Origin of the sequence: Marinomonas sp. CT5, from assembly GCF_018336975.1 — a bacterium.
GTDB lineage: Bacteria > Pseudomonadota > Gammaproteobacteria > Pseudomonadales > Marinomonadaceae > Marinomonas.
Genome location: NZ_CP025572.1, coordinates 1,908,486 through 1,926,961 on the forward strand (window position 1 = coordinate 1,908,486; position 18,476 = coordinate 1,926,961).

Annotated in this window: 22 protein-coding genes and 2 pseudogenes; 20 read left to right on the top strand and 4 right to left on the bottom strand. The window is 42.6% G+C overall.

Features of this window, described 5'->3' with window-relative positions:
- Nucleotides 1-196 (bottom strand): annotated as a pseudogene (locus C0J08_RS08900) (IS110 family transposase); the annotation flags it as partial.
- Nucleotides 197-321: 125 nt separating this feature from the next.
- Here C0J08_RS08900 and C0J08_RS08905 point away from each other — a divergent pair.
- The 8 genes from C0J08_RS08905 to C0J08_RS08940 all read left to right on the top strand — a co-directional run bounded on the left by C0J08_RS08905 (nucleotide 322) and on the right by C0J08_RS08940 (nucleotide 4,193).
- The gene (locus tag C0J08_RS08905; RefSeq protein WP_212655787.1) at nucleotides 322-570 is read left to right on the top strand and encodes a DUF1272 domain-containing protein; all 249 of its coding nucleotides are present in this window, start codon (nucleotides 322-324) and stop codon (nucleotides 568-570) included.
- 99 nt (nucleotides 571-669) lie between these two features.
- Nucleotides 670-1,077 carry a GFA family protein gene (locus C0J08_RS08910; protein WP_212655788.1) on the top strand — a complete coding sequence of 136 codons (408 nt, stop codon included), beginning with the start codon at nucleotides 670-672 and terminating at the stop codon, nucleotides 1,075-1,077.
- A 79-nt stretch (nucleotides 1,078-1,156) separates the two neighbouring features.
- Complete coding sequence (locus C0J08_RS08915) at nucleotides 1,157-1,753, top strand: transglutaminase-like domain-containing protein (protein ID WP_212655789.1); 597 nt, start codon at nucleotides 1,157-1,159, stop codon at nucleotides 1,751-1,753.
- Between the two features lie 145 nt (nucleotides 1,754-1,898).
- Complete coding sequence (locus C0J08_RS08920; protein ID WP_212655790.1) at nucleotides 1,899-2,435, top strand: MOSC domain-containing protein; 537 nt, start codon at nucleotides 1,899-1,901, stop codon at nucleotides 2,433-2,435.
- 105 nt (nucleotides 2,436-2,540) lie between these two features.
- The gene (locus C0J08_RS08925) at nucleotides 2,541-3,122 is read left to right on the top strand and encodes a class IV adenylate cyclase (protein ID WP_212655791.1); all 582 of its coding nucleotides are present in this window, start codon (nucleotides 2,541-2,543) and stop codon (nucleotides 3,120-3,122) included.
- 265 nt (nucleotides 3,123-3,387) lie between these two features.
- Nucleotides 3,388-3,627, top strand: coding sequence for a DUF6429 family protein (locus C0J08_RS08930; protein WP_212655792.1), 240 nt, complete (start codon nucleotides 3,388-3,390; stop codon nucleotides 3,625-3,627).
- Between the two features lie 114 nt (nucleotides 3,628-3,741).
- Nucleotides 3,742-3,969 carry an addiction module protein gene (locus C0J08_RS08935; protein ID WP_212655793.1) on the top strand — a complete coding sequence of 76 codons (228 nt, stop codon included), beginning with the start codon at nucleotides 3,742-3,744 and terminating at the stop codon, nucleotides 3,967-3,969.
- Entirely contained in the window at nucleotides 3,969-4,193 is a 225-nt protein-coding gene (locus tag C0J08_RS08940; RefSeq protein WP_212655794.1) for a hypothetical protein, read from the top strand. The genes C0J08_RS08935 and C0J08_RS08940 overlap by 1 nt, the downstream gene beginning before the upstream one ends.
- 156 nt (nucleotides 4,194-4,349) lie before the next feature.
- On the opposite strand, the gene C0J08_RS08945 is transcribed toward C0J08_RS08940, so the two are convergent.
- The gene (locus C0J08_RS08945; RefSeq protein WP_212655795.1) at nucleotides 4,350-4,787 is read right to left on the bottom strand and encodes a DUF3010 family protein; all 438 of its coding nucleotides are present in this window, start codon (nucleotides 4,785-4,787) and stop codon (nucleotides 4,350-4,352) included.
- 337 nt (nucleotides 4,788-5,124) lie between these two features.
- Here C0J08_RS08945 and C0J08_RS08950 point away from each other — a divergent pair, with 337 nt between their 5' ends.
- A complete protein-coding gene (locus C0J08_RS08950; RefSeq protein ID WP_212655796.1) occupies nucleotides 5,125-6,357 on the top strand; it encodes a pyridoxal-phosphate-dependent aminotransferase family protein in 1,233 nt (410 codons plus the stop codon).
- A gap of 58 nt (nucleotides 6,358-6,415) precedes the next feature.
- Here C0J08_RS08950 and yddG read toward each other — a convergent pair whose 3' ends face one another.
- Nucleotides 6,416-7,348, bottom strand: a complete 933-nt coding sequence (gene yddG / locus C0J08_RS08955; protein ID WP_212655797.1) for an aromatic amino acid exporter YddG — start codon at nucleotides 7,346-7,348, stop codon at nucleotides 6,416-6,418.
- A gap of 351 nt (nucleotides 7,349-7,699) precedes the next feature.
- Here yddG and C0J08_RS08960 point away from each other — a divergent pair, with 351 nt between their 5' ends.
- The 6 genes from C0J08_RS08960 (at nucleotide 7,700) to C0J08_RS08985 (ending at nucleotide 14,019) form a co-directional block, all read left to right on the top strand.
- Nucleotides 7,700-8,692: a Bug family tripartite tricarboxylate transporter substrate binding protein gene (locus C0J08_RS08960; protein ID WP_212655798.1), complete on the top strand. Its 993-nt coding sequence runs from the start codon at nucleotides 7,700-7,702 to the stop codon at nucleotides 8,690-8,692.
- A gap of 96 nt (nucleotides 8,693-8,788) precedes the next feature.
- A complete protein-coding gene (locus C0J08_RS08965; protein ID WP_212655799.1) occupies nucleotides 8,789-9,229 on the top strand; it encodes a tripartite tricarboxylate transporter TctB family protein in 441 nt (146 codons plus the stop codon).
- A 1-nt stretch (nucleotide 9,230) separates the two neighbouring features.
- Nucleotides 9,231-10,745 (top strand): tripartite tricarboxylate transporter permease, encoded by a 1,515-nt coding sequence (locus C0J08_RS08970; protein ID WP_212655800.1) that lies wholly within the window; start codon nucleotides 9,231-9,233, stop codon nucleotides 10,743-10,745.
- Nucleotides 10,746-10,851: 106 nt separating this feature from the next.
- On the top strand, nucleotides 10,852-11,535 hold the full coding sequence (locus C0J08_RS08975; protein ID WP_212655801.1) for a response regulator transcription factor: 684 nt from the start codon (nucleotides 10,852-10,854) through the stop codon (nucleotides 11,533-11,535).
- Complete coding sequence (locus C0J08_RS08980; RefSeq protein ID WP_212655802.1) at nucleotides 11,498-12,961, top strand: sensor histidine kinase; 1,464 nt, start codon at nucleotides 11,498-11,500, stop codon at nucleotides 12,959-12,961. The genes C0J08_RS08975 and C0J08_RS08980 overlap by 38 nt, the downstream gene beginning before the upstream one ends.
- Nucleotides 12,958-14,019, top strand: coding sequence for an ABC transporter substrate-binding protein (locus tag C0J08_RS08985; RefSeq protein ID WP_212655803.1), 1,062 nt, complete (start codon nucleotides 12,958-12,960; stop codon nucleotides 14,017-14,019). Before C0J08_RS08980 ends, C0J08_RS08985 begins: the two co-directional genes overlap by 4 nt.
- A gap of 54 nt (nucleotides 14,020-14,073) precedes the next feature.
- Here the strand turns inward: C0J08_RS08985 and C0J08_RS08990 are convergent, their stop codons facing one another.
- Nucleotides 14,074-14,796, bottom strand: coding sequence for a helix-turn-helix transcriptional regulator (locus tag C0J08_RS08990; protein WP_212655804.1), 723 nt, complete (start codon nucleotides 14,794-14,796; stop codon nucleotides 14,074-14,076).
- Between the two features lie 158 nt (nucleotides 14,797-14,954).
- Here C0J08_RS08990 and C0J08_RS08995 point away from each other — a divergent pair, with 158 nt between their 5' ends.
- The 5 genes and pseudogenes from C0J08_RS08995 to C0J08_RS09015 form a co-directional block, all read left to right on the top strand.
- On the top strand, nucleotides 14,955-15,587 hold the full coding sequence (locus tag C0J08_RS08995; RefSeq protein WP_249344602.1) for a methylamine utilization protein: 633 nt from the start codon (nucleotides 14,955-14,957) through the stop codon (nucleotides 15,585-15,587).
- A gap of 48 nt (nucleotides 15,588-15,635) precedes the next feature.
- A complete protein-coding gene (locus tag C0J08_RS09000) occupies nucleotides 15,636-16,508 on the top strand; it encodes a DUF3034 family protein (RefSeq protein ID WP_212655805.1) in 873 nt (290 codons plus the stop codon).
- On the top strand, nucleotides 16,502-16,933 hold the full coding sequence (locus tag C0J08_RS09005) for a group I truncated hemoglobin (RefSeq protein WP_212655806.1): 432 nt from the start codon (nucleotides 16,502-16,504) through the stop codon (nucleotides 16,931-16,933). The genes C0J08_RS09000 and C0J08_RS09005 overlap by 7 nt, the downstream gene beginning before the upstream one ends.
- Nucleotides 16,934-17,153: 220 nt before the next feature.
- Nucleotides 17,154-17,672, top strand: a pseudogene (locus C0J08_RS09010) (IS110 family RNA-guided transposase); the annotation flags it as partial.
- Between the two features lie 79 nt (nucleotides 17,673-17,751).
- Nucleotides 17,752-18,476 (top strand): transposase domain-containing protein (locus C0J08_RS09015; RefSeq protein ID WP_212655807.1); only part of this gene is annotated, 725 nt, incomplete at its 3' end.

Sequence of the window (18,476 nt, forward strand, 5' to 3'; positions counted from 1 at the left end):
CTTCATAAACAAAATGGAGTGTGGCAGAGGGATACTTAGCTTGAAATTGGCGGGCAAACTTTTTGATAGCCACCTTAGAGCTTGATATACGCCCGAAATGAATAGGTGTCGCTCCGCGCTGATCCTCGATATAGGCAATTTCAATAAACTCTTTATGAGTGTCCAACCCAATAAAAACTATGCTATGTTCAATCATGCTAGCCTCCATGATTTAGTTGTTGACACACTAATTATGGCTCTGGTTTTACACTAACCCACGGAATTGGAGGCTAGCATCGTGGGGAGTCATTATGTCTATGCACCTAAAAAGGAGGTAAGCTTATGTTAGAACTTCGACCAAACTGTGAGTGCTGTGATAAGGACTTGCCTCCTGAATCGTCAGAGGCCGTAATCTGTACTTTTGAATGCACATTTTGCGCTGAGTGTGCTGAGGGTGTGCTTAATTATATCTGTCCCAATTGCTCAGGGAACTTAGTGTCACGGCCAATACGCCCTGTAGCTGCACTTAAAAACAACCCGGCCTCTACCACCCGCGTACTAAAAGAAGGTGGGTGCGTAGCCAATGCATGACAAGCGCATTAAAAATCGCCCTACGGGCTGGACGTCGCTGATACTTCGCCTGTTATACGGGTGTTAAGTAAATATCAATTCTTTTCCCACGGAGGCGAAATGTACAAAGGCCGTTGTTTGTGTGGCTCTATCCAGTTTGAGCTGCATGGTGGAATTACAGATCCTATTTATTGTCACTGCTCACTGTGTCGAAAAGCGAGTGGCAGTGCGTTTGCAACCAATGGTTATGTGAACACGTCAGACCTCAAGCTTAACGACGCAAAAAGCACTCTTACGTATTACGAAAGTAGTGAGGGGAAGCGGAAATACTTTTGTTCGACATGCGGTGTGCCAATCTATAGCTCAAACTCAGCAAAGCCAGATAAGTTAAGAATCCGTTTAGGGGTAATCGACAGTGATATCGTTGAACGTCCAATCTCTCATAACTTCATCTCCTCAAAAGGCAACTGGGAAGAGTTAGACATAGATTTACCCAGGTACGAAAGGCACGAGCCATCAAGAAAATAGTCGGTGTTAACAAAGTGTTTAAGAGGCAATGTTTAGGTTTGATGGCTGGCGTTGCTCAAATATTGTTTTGGTAGAGTAAATGGAAAAATATCTAGAATCATCAAAATACATTGATTGGAAAACGCCTGAGATAGTGTCGTTAGCAAAACGCATTGCTAGCAATAAAGAGATAGACGCAGAGATAGCCAAAGCTTGTTTTGTCTGGGTTCGTGACAACATAAAACATAGTTCAGATTACAAGTTAAACCCGGTTACGTGTGCCGCTTCTGATGTTTTGAAACAGGGCACAGGTTATTGCTATGCAAAAAGTCATCTTTTGGCCGCATTGCTGAGAGCAAATGGTATTCCGGCGGGGTTGTGTTATCAGCGCCTAAGTATTTATGAAAATGGTGCGCCGTATTGTCTACATGGTTTAAATGCGGTGTATTTGAATGACTTTGGCTGGTACAGAATAGATGCAAGAGGAAACAAAGAGGGCGTTAATGCTCAATTTACTCCTCCTACTGAAAAGCTGGCTTTCCCTATCGTTGATTCCAATGAATCGGATTTTTCAGAAATTTGGCATTCACCACTACCAGTTGTAGTGGATGTTCTCGGAAAGTATAAAACTTATGATGAGGTTTTGAGCAATTTGCCAGATATCGATATTGTAAAAAATAGCATTAACAACCAATAAGTTGGTGTATGTGTTTGTTCACACGCCACTCAACTTACACCGACCTTATTATTCGTCTTGGAAAGAAAGTCATCCTGTTGATGTTTACATATTCTATTTTCGTTCTAAGTTGGGTTGTTGATGTTGTTTGTGCCAAGGAGGTATCGTGAAAGTCGTGTCTTTAAGCAAGGATTCAACGCATAATTTTTCAAAAGAAGTGACGGATTCATTGTTGTTCTTGAAAGGTCTTGGTATTGAAGGCGATGCGCATTGTGGTGTTACCGTTAAGCATCGTTCGCGTGTAAAAGCGGACCCTACACAGCCTAATTTGCGCCAAGTTCATTTAGTCCACTCTGAATTAATTCAAGAGCTGCAAGCTTCAGGGTTTAATGTAGAAGCGGGCACTATTGGTGAAAATGTTTTGACCAGTGGAATTGATCTACTTTCGCTGCCGCAAGATACGCGCTTAACCTTAGGTTCTAGGGTTGTTCTTAGAGTCACTGGTCTTAGAAATCCCTGTGCTCAATTAGACAATTATCAGTCGGGACTAACCAAAGCGGTGCTTGATACAGATGCGGACGGTAAGTTAGTGCGTAAAGCTGGAATTATGGCGGTGGTTGAGGAGGGGGGACTGGTTCAGATTGGTGATGATATTTCAGTCCAACTGCCTCAAGAACCTTATAAGGCTCTAGAACGAGTCTAGTCGTCACATTGACTGGTTGGTATCCTGATTGACCATTTAAACGTTTAGCGCGGAACCCCGTTGTGGTTTAGCGTATTTATTTGCCCTTGTACGAAGGAGTAGTGTATGAGCCAAGCGCATTTTCAAGGACGGTATGAAGTAGAGCTGAAATATCGACTTCAATCTAAAACCGAATTCATGCAGACACTAAGTCTCATCCCCCACGAAATAATGCTTCAAGATAATATAGAATCAGACTGGCACTTTGATACCTCAGATGGCGAGCTAGCAGCACAAAGCAAAAGTGTGTCTATTCGCATCATGGAGCCATCAGACATTAAGTTATGGATTGTTAAAGGCCCAGAGCCTGATCGGTGCGAAGCGACCAATATCACCAATGCAGCCAACGCCATGAGTATGCTGAAAACAATGGGCTACGAGGTTGTGCTGAAAACGAAAAAAGTCCGTAGCATTTATTTTATCGATAAATTTCATATTACAGTCGATACGTTGGAAGGGATTGGTGACTTCGCCGAGTTCGCCATTATGACGGATGACGAGTCAATGTTATCTACCTACAAAGTGGAGCTGGAAAAATTAGCCCAACGCTTTGGCTTAACCTCATCCGCTTTGCAAACCCAATCTTATAAGCAAATGTTTATGGAAAAGCGTGAGCGGGAAAATGCCAGCGCCTGTTTAGAAGTTTAAGTGAAACTTTGAATCTTTAATGTGGGGATCTTGGAAAATTCATACCACTAAACGAAACTAGGTTAGTTTAGGTAATATAATTTACCAAGCCACCCACGTCTGAAAACCAGTTATATCAATGCAACGTTTTGCATTCACCGCTAGTCATTCAATATGAAGCTACTAATCGTATTCTTAAATGATGAGTCATTGCTCAGATAAGGTGCTTGAAGGACGTGTTTAGTTAGCATAGTGTTTTAGCACTCTACTTAATAAGGAGACCACTGTGGACATAGATGAAGACAAAATCGATGACGCAGCCCTCTCTTTTTTTTACCTTACTTTGCATGATGATTTGGGGCATGCTTGGAAGCAAGTTGACTGGAGTATAACCAATCGATTGCATGAGAAGGGTTATATTCATAATCCAGTTGGCAAATCTAAATCGGTGACATTAACCGAGGAAGGGCTGGCGAAATCAGAGGCGTTGTTTAAAGCGCTTTTCACGAAGGCCGATGGAAAGTGAAATAGGTTGTAGACAAAAAATGGACACTTCAGCCGTGTTTTTTTTATTGTATTTTTAACACTCTACATGGATCAATATCGAGTGTAGACTTTGAGGGAAGCAAAGGAGAGGATTATGAATAATTCACTTAAACAAATCGGAGAGCAGGCATTAAACCTGAGTCCAGAGGAAAGGGCTAAGTTAGCTGAGTTTATGCTGGAGTCACTTAATGAGCCTCTTGCAGACATTCAAGCCGCGTGGAGTCAGGAGATTGAACTGCGTGTTGCTGCATATGATCGTGGCGATTTATCATCGTATGCTGCAGAGGATGTGTTTGCGGAAGCGAAGCTCTCTACTAAGTGATGAAAGCCAAGTTCATTGCGCCTGCAAGGCGAGAGTTTCTCAAAGAAGTGATGTATTACAACGAGCAAGAGGTTGGTCTTGGTGCGGCTTTTGCTCAAGAAGTTGAAGATGCTGTAGCTAGGGCTTTAGCTTTTCCTGATTCTGGATCATCCGCCTCAAAAAGTACTAAGCGAGTATTTGTAAATCGATTTCCCTTTTCTATTGTGTATCGCCAAGATAATTAAGGTATTGTTATTTTTGCAGTTGCGCATCACTCCCGACTTCCTGAATATTGGGTATCGCGCCTTTAATTTTTTATCTTAGAATTAGTCGTCACTCTCGGTTAAGCAAAGTGACGACCAATTAGCAATAGCTCTATCACCTTTCCGTTAGGATTATACTTACGCTTCAGGAATGTATTCAGAAAGCGCCGCGTACGCCACGGTAAAAGCACTTTCTTGGAAGGCACGTAAACCCGTGGCTTTGAAGGGAATCGGCATTGGGTTGTGCTGAATGATGTCTTTTATTTTTGCGCCGCTGAATAAATCCACCTGAACGGTATCAATCAATTGTAGTGCCGCTTCAATTTTAAAGCCTACTGCACCACCTGCGAATTTACCTTTGGTAGGGCGTTCACGTATAACGACTCTGGTTACTTTGTAGTCTTCAAAGAGTTTCTTCATCGTAAATTGAAATTTACGTACGTTTTCACTGTCGTTTGGGTTGTTCAATGTGTGTCGAGTCTGGCGACAATCTGGAATTTGAAACAGCCCGTCCTGTTTAGACATAAGACAAAGAATGACTTCGCTGCCTTTAATTTCGATACCACAAGTAATCATAACACGGTCCTGAATAGGGAATTTCGCGCATTATCGCACAATTCATTCCTCTCTCGCACAGTTAACCGATATTTCACAGAGTAAAAAATACTGCTTGTGGAAATAGAAACCAGTCAGATCTAAGGCGAAAGTGAAAGCTTGTGGTTTATTACACTCTTTTCATTCTACTGCCTCTCATTTTTTATAGGGATATTGTACTATTTCAAAATAATATTTTGTTAAAACGTAAATCACGATATTTTCTACTGCAAAAGCGCAAATACTTGCGTTTTACTCTAGTGATATTTTTTCGACTCTGAGCACTTTTTTAATCATTACTAACATAGGGCTGCATAAAATGACTGCTTCATCGCCAATGGGTATTCCACGTCCCCAGGTGAAAACTTTAGACGAAATTCTTCCTCACGAACCTTTGTTAATGATGGGCGCAGGCCCTGTTCCTATTCCAGAGCGTGTTGCTAAGGCCAATTCGGTGGTAATCAACCACCTAGGTGGTGTCATGGCACAAGTGATTGGTCAGGTGAAAACAATGGCGCGTTATGTATTTCAAACAGAGTCTAAATGGGTTCTTGGTGTGGCGGGACCAGCATCGGCGGCAATGGAAATGGCGGTGGCCAATTTATTGCAACCGGGCGAACGTATTTTATGCATTAATAATGGTTTCTTTAGCCATCGTATGGCGGAAATGGCAACGCGTATTGGTGCCGATGTACATGAATTTCATGTTGGTGTGCATGAGGCGGCTGACCCAGAGCGTGTTCGCAAAGCCATTGAAGAAACGCGCCCTAAAGTATTAACTCTAGTTCAGGGAGAAACATCGAATACGGTGTTTAATCACTCTTTAGAAGAAATCACTAAAATCGCCAAGTCTTACGGTTGTTTGGTGGTAGTGGATGCCGTTTGTACCTTGAGTACCATGCCGCTAAAAATGGACGAGTGGCAAGTGGATGTGGTGATTACGGGTGGTCAGAAAGGTTTGTCATCCATTCCTGGTGTGTCGCTTCTGGTGTTTTCAAACGAAGCGTGGGCGGCGGTGAAAAATCGCACTAAGCCGACGGCACAATGGTGTTTCGATGCTCAGCTTGCAGAAAACTTTTGGCATAACGATGGTTATCATTACACGGCGCCTGTCTCTGGCATTATGGCGTTACATGAGGCATTGAAGTTGGTGTGTGATGAAACGCTCGAAAATCGTTTTGCTCGGCATTTGCGCTGCTCTAAGGCTTTGCAGGCAGGGATTGAAGGCATGGGGTTGGAGTTGTTTATTCCATCTGAGTCACGCTTAAATTCTGTCGTCGGGATAAATATTCCTGAAGGCTTAACCGCGGGGCAAATTTGTCGACATATTTCCGAAATGTATCGAGTAGAAATTGCGGGTTCCTTTGGTCAGCCAATCGTGCGTATTGGACAAATGGGTGAGCAGTGTCGTGAGCACAACTTGTTCCGTACTTTGCATGCGTTTGGCAGTACGATGCGCGATTTGGGCGTAAAAGTAGATCAGCCAAACGGCATGGCGGAAATGGAGGCCTATTTGCAGAGTGTACCTCGCACTCTTTATCAGGTGGCTTAATCCAAGATGTTAAAGAAGCAAGGCACTGTTTGGGTGCCTTGCTTCTTTATAAATAAAACTAAATGCCTTCTGCTTCACTGTAAGTAGAAGGCATTTTTTTATTGGGCATTAAGCTGGCGAATAGGGCACCAGCCGTTATTAACAGACAAGCAATGATCTGTCCTGTGGTTAATTGGGCATCGGTAAAAAGCCCAAGCCAAGCGGTTGAGAGTGCAGGGGCGGTGTAAGACAGCACGCCAAGTAATGATAAGTTGCCTTTTTTTACGCCAAAGTCCCAACAGAAAAATGCAATGCCGACAGGTCCGAAACCAAGGCCTAAAACAGCAATCCAAGTGCTGGCGGGGTAGTCCAGCGATGTGGCTGTATTTGGGGCTTCAATCATCCAATGTGATAGCCCGGCCAGTATGGTGGTAACAAGGCAATACCAAAGTACGGCGCTTGATGGCACGCTTTGAAAGCGTCGGTTTGCCACGGAGTAACTTGACCAAATAAAGGCGCAAGCAAATGCCGCGGCGTATCCTGTCCAATCATATATCGTGTTTACTTCTATCGTGCTTGTTGATGCCCGCGATTGCAGCATGATACCAGTGCCAATAAAGGCGATGACGGCACCGACTAAATGCGTCCAAGAGAGTGTGTTGCCTTTGGTCATTCCTGCCATCAAGACGATTAACAATGGCCACAGATAGGCAATCAGTCCAGCTTCTACGGGTGGCGCATGTTGAAACGCGTAAAAGTAGCAGAAGTGGTAAAAATAAAATCCAAGCCCGCCCATGACAATGGCGCTAGTAGGTGTTTTGGACCAAGAAGATCTTAACTCGCCTTTGCATAAATAGACGATAAAGAACAATAAACTTGCCACACCGAATGTTAGGCAAAGTAGTAGCAAGGGCGGTACAAGGTTAGCTTGGGTGGTGAAAAGAGCAAGGCTACTCCACAAGAGAATAGCGATACTGCCAATAAGGGTAGCTTTGGGGTTGTGAGATGTCATAACGATGTTGATGTCCTAAATCAATTTAATCTTGTGCATAATTTATCTCCTTTAAAGAGGTGTTGTGTTGTCAAAAATGCGTGACTTGCATTGTCAATTAATAGTGTGTTTTTTGCTACGAGAATCGCTTTTATAAAATATCGTGGGTAGAAAAACTGAATCAAAAAATGACTTATGTAGACAAAGGTTTGTCAAAAGGCGGTAAGTGTTTTTACAAATAAGTAAGAAAAATTGACCTTTGACAGGGTGGTGACAGGTTTGAACGTTATGGTTTGAAGACTCAGGTTCATATAAAGATTTTTTAGAGCTTGAAACGCTAACAACAAAAAAAATAACAAGCAGGAGATAACCATGCTTAAAACCATTTCTTTAAAGTCTGTTCTAATTTCTAGCGCTGCGGCGTTAACCATTGCTGGACAGGCTTACGCCTTCGAACCAGCTCGCAGTGCTGAATGTATCGCGCCAGCTAACCCAGGTGGTGGATGGGACTTTACTTGCCGTAGTGTTGGCAAAGTTTTAGTCGATGAAGGATACTTTACTGGTAACGTACAGACGGTCAATATGTCTGGTGCGGGTGGTGGTGTTGCGTTCGCACACACTGTCAGTAAACGTGATAAAGACGATAGCCTCATTGTTGCTGCCAGTACGGCAACCACAACACGCCTAGCTCAAGGCCAATTCCCAGGTATGAGCGCTGACCAAGTACGTTGGGTTGGTACTTTAGGTGCTGACTACGGCATTATCGCTGTCGGTAAAGATTCAAAATACACTTCTCTTAAACAAGTTCTTGAGGCACTTAAAAAAGACCCAAGCGCAGTGAAATTTGCCGGTGGTAGTGCGTCAGGTGGTTGGGATCACTTGAAAGTATTGATGACAGCACAGAAAGCGCATGTTGAGAATTTACCAAAAATTCGTTACCTAGCATTTAGTGGTGGTTCAGAAGCGTTAGTTCAAGTCGTTGGTGGTCACGTAGATGCCTTCACAGGCGATATTTCAGAAGTGAAAGGCTTCATGGATTCTGGTGACTTGCGTGTATTAGCGGTACTTTCAGAAGAACGTCTACCTGCACCATTTGATTCTATTCCAACTGCCATGGAGCAGGGCATTGATTCTGTCGCTCCTAACTGGCGTGGATTTTATGTGCCAGGTAATGCTAGCAAAGACTCTTATGATTGGTGGGTAAAAACCATGAATGAGTTGTACACCACTAAAGAGTGGAAAGACATCATGACAAAAAATGGTTTGATGCCATTCCATAAGTCTGGTGCCGACTTTACTCAATTCGTAAAAAACCAAACTTTAGATATCAAAATCTTATCGCAAGACATCGGTCTAATTAAATAACCTCAGACCGCTTTTGGGAGGGGCATTTGTTTTGACAAGTGACCTCTCCTGTTTTTGACTTTTTCACCTCTTTATTTATTAACATGGAGCAACAACATGCGTATTAACGATCGTGTGTTTGGCATGCTGATGCTGATTCTTGCCGTAGCGTACGGCTGGGAAGCAACGCAATTCCCCATTCCTTTTGGTGGACACGAAAGTGTCGGACCTGAAACGTTTCCTATCATGCTGTCCATCATTTTAGGTATTAGTTCTATCTATATGATTGTTCGTCCTGATCCTGACGAGAAGTGGGCGCCAGTGGCCATGTTAGTTGAACTGAGTGTGGTCGTTCTTTCTATGCTTGCTTTTGCGTGGGCGATCGAGCCAATTGGTTTTATGCCGTCTGCCGCTCTGGTTGTGAGCTTTTTAAGTTGGCGGATGGGAGCAAGTATTACTAAGAGCCTTATCACGGGTGTGACTAGTTCTGTGGTGATCTTTTTCCTTTTCAATAATGTGCTTGAATTAGCACTGCCTCTAGGTCTATTGGAGTTTTAATATGGATACTATGAGCTTATTAATGCAAGGCTTTGCGGTTGCGTTAACGCCGGAAAGCATTATGTTTGCGATTATTGGTGCCATATTAGGGACTTTGATCGGTGCATTACCAGGACTTGGTCCTGCTAATGGTGTGGCGATCTTAATTCCATTGGCATTTAGTTTAGGTTTATCACCTACCTCTTCTCTCATATTGTTGACCTCTGTGTATGCTGGTGCCATGTATGGTGGCCGTATTTCGTCCATCCTATTGAATATTCCGGGTGACGAGCCAGCCATGATGACCTGTTTAGATGGTTATCCTATGGCTTTAAAAGGTAAGGCCGCAGAAGCCTTGGCGATTTCGGCAATCGCTTCTTTTATCGGTAGTTTAATTGCCACCATTGGTTTAGTTATTCTTGCGCCAATCCTAGCGAAATTCGCCTTAAGATTTGGTCCTTCTGAATACTTTGCTTTGTTTGCTTTAGCCTTTGCCACGCTGGGTGGTATTACGGGTAAAAACCAATTTAAAACCTTGATGGCGGCGGCGATCGGTTTAATGATTGCGACCGTTGGTATTGATATTTCAACCGGTGTTCAGCGCTATACCTTTAATACCCTAGAGTTGTTTGAAGGTGTTGATTTTATTATCGCGATTGTTGGTTTATTTGCGATCAGTGAGTTGTTGTTCTTCTTAGAGCGTCACGCTGGTGATGGCTTAAAACAAGTTGCCATCAATAAGCTTAAATTATCGGCGAAAGACATTATTAAAGTACTTCCTGCTTCTTTCCGCGGCGCGGTACTTGGTTTTGTTGCTGGAGTTTTACCGGGAGCGGGTGCCTCTTTAGGCAGTTTCATCAGTTACACGTTAGAAAAACGCGTATCCGATAAAGGTGAATTCGGTAAAGGTGATCCACGTGGTGTGGCGGCTCCAGAAGCAGGTAACAATGGTGCGGCGTCTGGTGCGCTTGTTCCTATGCTGACGCTTGGTGTACCGGGGAGTGGTACAACCGCTGTGTTGCTGGCAATGCTCATTTCTTTAAATATCTCTCCTGGTCCAATGTTGTTCCAACAAAATGCGGAACTCGTTTGGGGCGTTATCGCGGCGATGTTTGTTGGTAACCTTGTGTTGTTGCTTCTAAACATTCCAATGGTAGGGATCTTTGTTAAGTTGTTGAGTATTCCACCCAAATACTTAATGCCGATTGTTACTTTGATTGCATCTGTTGGTATTTATTCTGTGAGCCATAGTGCCCTAGATTTGTACTTTATGGTTGGCTTCGGTGTCTTGGGTTATATCTTCCGTAAAGTGGATATTCCATTGGTGCCTATTATTTTGGGTATGTTGCTTGGACCTGAAATGGAAAAGAGCCTTCGTCACGCATTGGTGCTTTCTGATGGCGATTGGTCGGTACTTTTCAATAGTGGTTTGAGTATTGGTTTGTGGACTGTTGCTATCCTTGGTTTGGTTTTACCTATTATTGTCGGCCCGATTATTCGTGCGAAAATGGCAAAATCAAAACAAGCTGTTAAATAAGCTAAAGCCCTGCAATACTATTCATAATGCAAGCACAAAATTCGAGTAACTTAGGTTGCTCGAATTTTGTCGTTTTTATAATAAAAAAACATAATGGCTAAAAGTTATGCGAATTCTGGTAGTGGAAGATACTCTGGTCTTGGGGCAAGCGATTTGCGAGCGACTAACCAGTTTAGGGCATGGTGTTGATTTAATCGGAGATGGCAAAAGAGCGGATGAACTCTTGAAGTATCAACCTGTCGATCTGATTTTACTGGATCTTAATTTACCCGGTTTATCTGGGCTTCAACTTCTGCAAAAGCTACGTCAGCGTGATGATGACACACCAGTATTAATTCTAACGGCTCGAGATCAAATAGAAGACCGCATACGATTATTGGATGCCGGTGCCGATGATTATCTAACTAAACCTTTTGATTTTGGTGAATTAGAAGCTCGTTGCCGAGCCTTATTACGACGCAAACAAGGCTATGCCGCTAATGTGACTGAGCACGGGAATATCGTTGTTAATCGGGACAGTCGTCAGGTATTTATTGACGGTGAGTTGACCGCGATCACTAACCGTGAGTTTCGCTTACTGGAAATCTTCCTCGGTCATCTTGGTCGAGTGTTGAGTAAAGATGAAATAACGGATCATCTTTTTAATTTTAACGAGACGCCTGGTCCCAATGCCATCGAGCTTTATGTCGGGCGTTTAAGGAAAAAAATGGTCAAAGGAGATTTAGCCATTAATACCCTCAGAGGAATTGGTTATGTGGCAGAAATCGCCAAACCATCGAAATCTCAGTGAAGAAGAGGAAAAGAGCGCTTTAGCGAAAGCGCCATCTTTGCGCTTTCGCTTTATTCTCGCAGGGGTATTGGTGATAGGCGTGATTGCCGCGCTGGCAATTAATCTGATTTTTGACTATAGCCAGAAACTCGCCGATTTATCTTATGATCGCTTGCTGCGGAGTGCTTTGCTGCAAATGGACGAAAATGTCGGTTTGATGCGCAATGAAGTCAGTATTGATATTCCTTGGTCGGCGTTTGCTACTTTGGCCCAGGCAGAAGAAGACCGCGTTTTTTATAAAGTAGAAAGCTTAGAGAAAGGCTTTATTACAGGCTATCATGATTTAAATAGTATCCCTCCTCAGCCGCCTGTTTTAGATAAAATCCAGTTTTATGATCAAGAATACTCTGGCGAAATTGTCCGATTTGCTTGGATTGAGCGGAGTATTACCGATGCGGAAACAGCGCAAACGGTTCGTATTGTTCTTGGTCAAACACGATTGTCCCGAGAGGAAATGGCAGCGGCAGTGACTCAAAAAGCTGTTGAAGTGGTGGCCTTTATTGCTTTGGTTGCGATTACCTTGATAATTATTGGGAGCCATTTAGTGCTTAGGCCACTGCATCGTATTGAACGAGCGCTCGAAGAGCGAGCCATTGGCGATCTGACTCCCATTGATATTAATACTCCGAAAGAAACGCATCATCTTAAAGTTGCCATCAATCATTTTATGGAACGCTTGCAAACTAACCTTGAACAATTGGAGAACTACACGGCAGAAGCGGCACATCAGCTTCGTACGCCGCTCGCCAGTTTAAGGGCATTGGCTGAAAATGCTCGTGATAATACGTCGCCTCAAACACAGCATCAGGTACTGGAAAATATTGTTCGACAGTGTGACGCATTAAGCCAAACAGTTACGTTATTACTTAATCAAGCCGTCGTTTCTCATCGACTACAAACCCATCGATTAGAAACGATCAATTTGCTGGAGCCTATCGCTGCCTCTTGTCGAGAGCAGGCTGTTACTGCCCTTCATCAAGGTGTGTATTTGTCATTAGATTGCGAATTAAATGAAAGCTTGATTTTAGGAGATAGTTTTGCGATCCAACAAATGATGCAAAATCTTATCGAGAATGCTGTACGTTACAGTGGTGTTGATGTGACTCATGCTACAGAAGTGATTGTGCAAGTTAGTGAGTTTGATCACTTTTATCGAATTAAAGTGATTGATTATGGTGATGGCATTCCTGATACCGAAAAAGAGCGTGTGTTTGAGCGTTTTTATCGTGGTCGATATGATATTGCTGGTAGTGGTGTAGGGCTAGCTATGGTTAAAGATATTGTGGATCACCATTCTGCACGAATTCAAATATTGGACACAGAGCCTAAAGGCACTACTTTTCAAGTGGATTTTGCCAAGCTTAAATGGGTTGGAGATATCGCATGAGACAGATTGTATTCTGGTTGGCTATCTTTGTTTGCGGTAGCCCAATTAGTTTGTTGGCTGCCGATCCAGTTTGGTTTGGTAAGGATGATGCACCAAGAGTTTTGAATATCAATTCGGCTATGGATTTAGCGTCGTTTGAGCCTATTTTGACTGAGTTTGTTACTTTGCATCCTGATATTCGTGTGGCTTATCGCGATGTGAATACACTAGAGCTTTACCATCTGACTATCAAAGAGCAAAAGAAACCGATAGCGAGTTTGGTGATCAGTAGTGCTATGGATTTGCAGTTAAAGTTGGTCAATGATGGTTATGCACAAAGCTATCAGTCTGGTGTGACGGATCAATTATCTGAGCGTTTTAAATGGCGTAATCAGCTGTTTGCATTTTCGCTTGAACCTATTGTTATGTTAGCCAATAAAAAGGCTTTTCCCGGCAATTTACCCGAAGATCGTCAATCCCTGTTGCAGACGATTCGACAAAATGAAAAAGCCATGACTAAGCGTATTGGCACTTATGATATTCGTCAAAGTGGTGTGGGGTACTTATTGGCGAGTCAAGATGCACGCCAAGCGGATGTAACATGGGGACGATTACTGGAAGCCCTTGGAAGTCATGATGTGCAAACGTATTGTTGTACTCACGATATTATCGATGACGTTGCATCGGGGAAATTAGTTTTAGGGTATAACTTATTAGGGTCTTATGCTTCCCAAAGGGCGCGAGATGACGACCGTTTAAAAATGATTTTGCCGAAGGATTATACGTTAATGTTGATGCGCGTAGCTTTGATTCCTAAAGGCGCGCCAAACATACAAGATGCCGGCGTTTTTTTGGATTTTTTATTGTCTGATAAAGCGCAAAAAATGATGCAGACCCAAGGCTTATTGTTTCCTATACAGCCAGATACCAACCCAAATGATCCCTATGTGGTCAATGCGCCTGGACCAACAGGTGAGATAGAGTTAGATCAGCAGCTCTTAGTGGGTCGAGATTACGCTAAGCAAAAACGGTTTATTCGTAATTGGGAAATGGCATTAGAAATTAGCGAAGAAGATTGATCGTGTTTTCATGAAAGACGGCCGCTTAATCGATAAACGGCAGAATAACTAAAATTAATGCCATGAGTTATTGCGAAACTGTCCTGGTGTAATGTCAAAATGTTGTGTAAATAACTTTACTAGGGCACTTGCATTACTAATTCCCACTTTGTGAGCAATAAAGTCTAGATTTTTATTGCTCGACCTCAACCACATTTTAGCCTCAGTTAAACGGCGCTGTTGCAAATATTGTTTTGGTGTCATACCAAGATGGCGTTTGAACAAAACCGTCAACTGACTTGGGCTTAAATGCACATCATGAGCCAATTCCGCAACACTCCAAGGTAATTGAAAATCATTGTCTAAACGTTGTTTGGCTTTATTAAGGCGTGTGTTCGCTTGATAAATTTGGGCTTGGGGAATGGGAAGTAAGTGTTCCAGTAAATTAAGTGCTTGTTGTGTTTTTAGTGGATCTTGAGTATCGCCAATTAAACTTGTTAAAAAAGGTAAATATGCCTTGGCTTGATCGTTAAGTTCGACAAAGTTCTGTTGGCTTTCAATTTGGCTATCCCAAACAGGAAGAGCATTTAGTATTAGACAGTGATTATTCTCTCTTGCTAAATGGGTGTGCGCTTGATTGGAAGAAATCATACAAGCTTGGCCAAATTGCACTGCTTGCTGATGATTTTCAACATCTAAGATAAGACAACCAGAGAGTGGTAAAACAATTTGTGTGTGATGATGAATATGCGCATCTGCCGTCTCTTTGTAGGATATGGTTTCTATTAAATCGCGCATGGTTTTGATTCCTTGTTAGCAGTATTTGCACTACTCTGTATTAGCTTTACAGAAAGTATAATGATCTCTTCTTATTTTACTGTAACCATAGTATGACCAACATAATTAAATCAAAAGCTCTTTCATAAGAAGGGTCTTTTAATGAAGGGGAATAATACATGATACGTTATCTACTGGCTCTAATCTGCGTATGCGGATTGCAAAATGCCTGGGCCGATATGACTTTAACCGTGCTGGATCAAAACGGTTTGCCCGTAACGGATGCGGTCATAACCCTTGCTGGCTCCAAAGTTGAAACGCCTAATACTGTTGCGGTAATGGATCAGATTGATGAATCTTTTGTGCCTCGTGTGTTGGTTGTGCAAAAGGGGCAATATGTAAGTTTTCCTAATAGTGATGATATTCGTCATCATGTTTATAGTTTTTCAAAACCAAAAACATTTGAAATAAAACTCTACAAAGGTTCTGAGATACCGCCTATTTTGTTCGACAAACCTGGATTGGTCGTTCTTGGTTGTAACATACACGATGACATGATTGGTTATATTATTGTGGCTGATAATGTTTTTAGTGTCATGACGGATCAAGATGGAAAAGTGACCTTGCCAGCCAAACAAGGAGATACGGTTTCTATTTGGAGTGAAAGACTGATAGAGGGTATCAATACAGTAGAACAAGCCAACATTAACAGTGATGTTGAACAAACTGTTAGATTAGATTTAATACCGCCGATTGAAACCATGGATCACAATATGCATAAAGGTTTTGGCAAAAAGAAATGGTCAAAATAAATTTCAGTAAATGAAGACTCGTTACAGTGACAATTGAGTGGAAAGTGAATGAATAGAGTAGTAACAATAGTATTAGGGGCCAGTATAAGTGCTTTATTGGCTACGCCAAGTATAGCGGGCGATGGTAAAATTTTGGCGACGGCTGGGCTTTCTCAAGTGGAAGGCAGTGGTGGCGGTGGACTGGTTCCATGGGCGACCTTGGCTGGTTACGATAGTCGCGATGAAACCGCAGCATCGTTTTTTATGACGGATGTGAATGTCAGTGATTATCGATTGAGCTCCATTGGTGCGGCAACCAGCTTTTATGACAGGGTCGAATTGAGCTACGCCCAGCAAACGTTTGTTTTACCTGCTTCTTTGATAACTGGATTAAGTCTTGCTTCGGAGCAAATTAAACAAGATGTGGTTGGCCTAAAAGTACGCTTATACGGTGATGTGATTTACTCAGCGTATCCTCAAGTGAGTGTTGGTTTGCAACATAAGCAGTTAGACAGTGATTTTGTTGCATCTTACCTTGGCGCTAAAGACGACAGTGGAACGGATTTTTATGTGGCGGCAACCAAAGTGCATTTAGGAGCCGTTGGCGGTTACAACCTAGTGTGGAACCTTACTGCTCGCGCGACTAAAGCCAATGAAATGGGGTTGCTAGGGTATGGTGGCCCAGACAACAACAATTACCAAGTGATGATGGAAGGCAGTGTCGGTTTGCTCCTGTCACCTAACTGGGTAGTAGGGATGGAATATCGTCAGAAACCAAGCAACTTGTCTAGTGTAGAAGAAGATGACTGGAAAGATGTTTTTGTCAGTTATATGCCGAACAAAAATGTTAATTTCACCGCGGCTTATGTCGATTTAGGTACAGTTGCCACCAAGAAAGATCAAACAGGCATTTATTTATCCATGACGGGGTACTTATGGTAAACCTAGCAAAAGCAGCATTTTTATCTTTTAGCGTGTTTTTAGTTGCGTGTGCAGCACCAAGCAAAGCGCCACAAAGTTTATATGACGAGATTGGTGGTAAACCAACAATCGAAGCCATTACCGATAATTTTATTGACGAAATTAGTTTTAACAAAGATATCTATCGTTATTTTGAAAAAACCAATATCACTCGGTTTCGCGAAAAATTCATTGAGCATCTATGTGTAGACACGGGTGGCCCTTGTACTTATACCGGCGATACTATGTTGAAAGTACATCAAGGACAAAACATCAATGAGACAGACTTTAATACCACAGTCGACTTATTGGTTAACGCAATGAAAAAAGCAGGCCTTACTTATCCGCAACAAAATAAAGTTCTAAAAGTGCTCGCGCCAATGCGTGGGGAGATGCTTTACAAGTAATTAGTTTTGCTCGCGACTGCCTGAAAAGGCCTCAAGAAAGTGAATTTTAAAATTATCGATTCGAAAGCGACCTACGGGTTAATGCTGTTCACTTAAGGGTTGAATTTAATTGAATAGCCTAATTAAATCCAATTAAGCTTTCTTAATCGGATTTAATTAGATGGTCCGCCTCACCTCTTAGCTATGCTTAGAGGGTGGCTAAACAAAGAGGCGAATCATCATGTTTACTATTAAAGTTATTGGAATCGATTTAGGCAAATCTTCTTTTCATCTTGTTGCTCATGATCATGCTGGACGAGAACAATATCGAAAACGACTTACACGATTTAAGTTGGTAGAACATCTTGCGAATATACCCCCAACCATTATTGCAATGGAGTCTTGCGGAGGCTCTCATTGGCTGGCACGTCAGTGTCAAAAATTTGGTCATGAGGTCAAACTCATCCCTCCTCAGTACGTAAAACCTTACGTAAAGACCAATAAAAATGACTACATTGATGCGGACGCCATTGCAGAAGCTGCGATGCGGCCTAACATGCGTTTTGTGAGTATCAAAACAGAATCGGCCTAAGTGATCTCGGTGATTCAAAAAATACGTTCGGGCTATATCAAAGAGCGAACAGCCTGCATGTCTCGAATAGGTACTATTTTATTAGAGTTTGGACTCAGTTTTCCGGCAGGTCATGGCAAAATAAAGTCTGTGTTCCAGTGGCTGGCAGAGAAAAACGCTCCATTGCCTAATGCTGTTCACTTAAGGGTTGCATTTAATTGAACAGCCTCAGAAAATCCGATTAAGCATGTCTTAATCGGATTTTTTTGTGTCTATTCAACAGCTCTTACTCAGTATTGATGAACTTCATTCCTTCTCGAATCATTCAACTTTCACTCAAAACATACCTGTTAAATGGATTGAATCGGCATTAACGCTTTCTTCAAAAGCAACTATTAGGCGCCGCCGATTACCTGAAGACCAAGTTCTTTGGCTGGTCCTAGGTATGGCTCTTTTTCGAGATGAGTCGATTGAGGAAGTGGCTAGACGATTAAATATATGTTCTGAAGGGCTCTCTTCTGAGCATTGGGCTAATGAACGATTTGCTCAGGATGATTGGCAAGGGTTACAAGTTTTCGCTATGGATGGGGTTATTTTTCGTACGCCTGACACGCCCGACCTACAAGCGCATTTTGGTAGTGCCAGCAACGCAACCGTAAAACAAAGTGCTTATCCGCTACTACGTTGTGTCGCTCTGATGAATACACATTCCCATGTCATTTTAGATGCTCAAGTGGGCAACTATCAAACAGCTGAAACACCTTTGGCAGAAGCCATGCTCGATAAAATTCCTGATCGCAGCACCACATTGCTAGACCGGAACTTCTGGAGTGCCAATCTAATGCATACTTTAATGGATGAAGGCAATGAGCGGCATTGGTTGATACCTAAACGCAGTAATACTGTGTATGAGGTCGTCGAAGAATACGGTGACGGAGATGCTTTATGGCGTATGACCGTCTCACCTCAGGCGCGTAAAAAGAATCCCAAGTT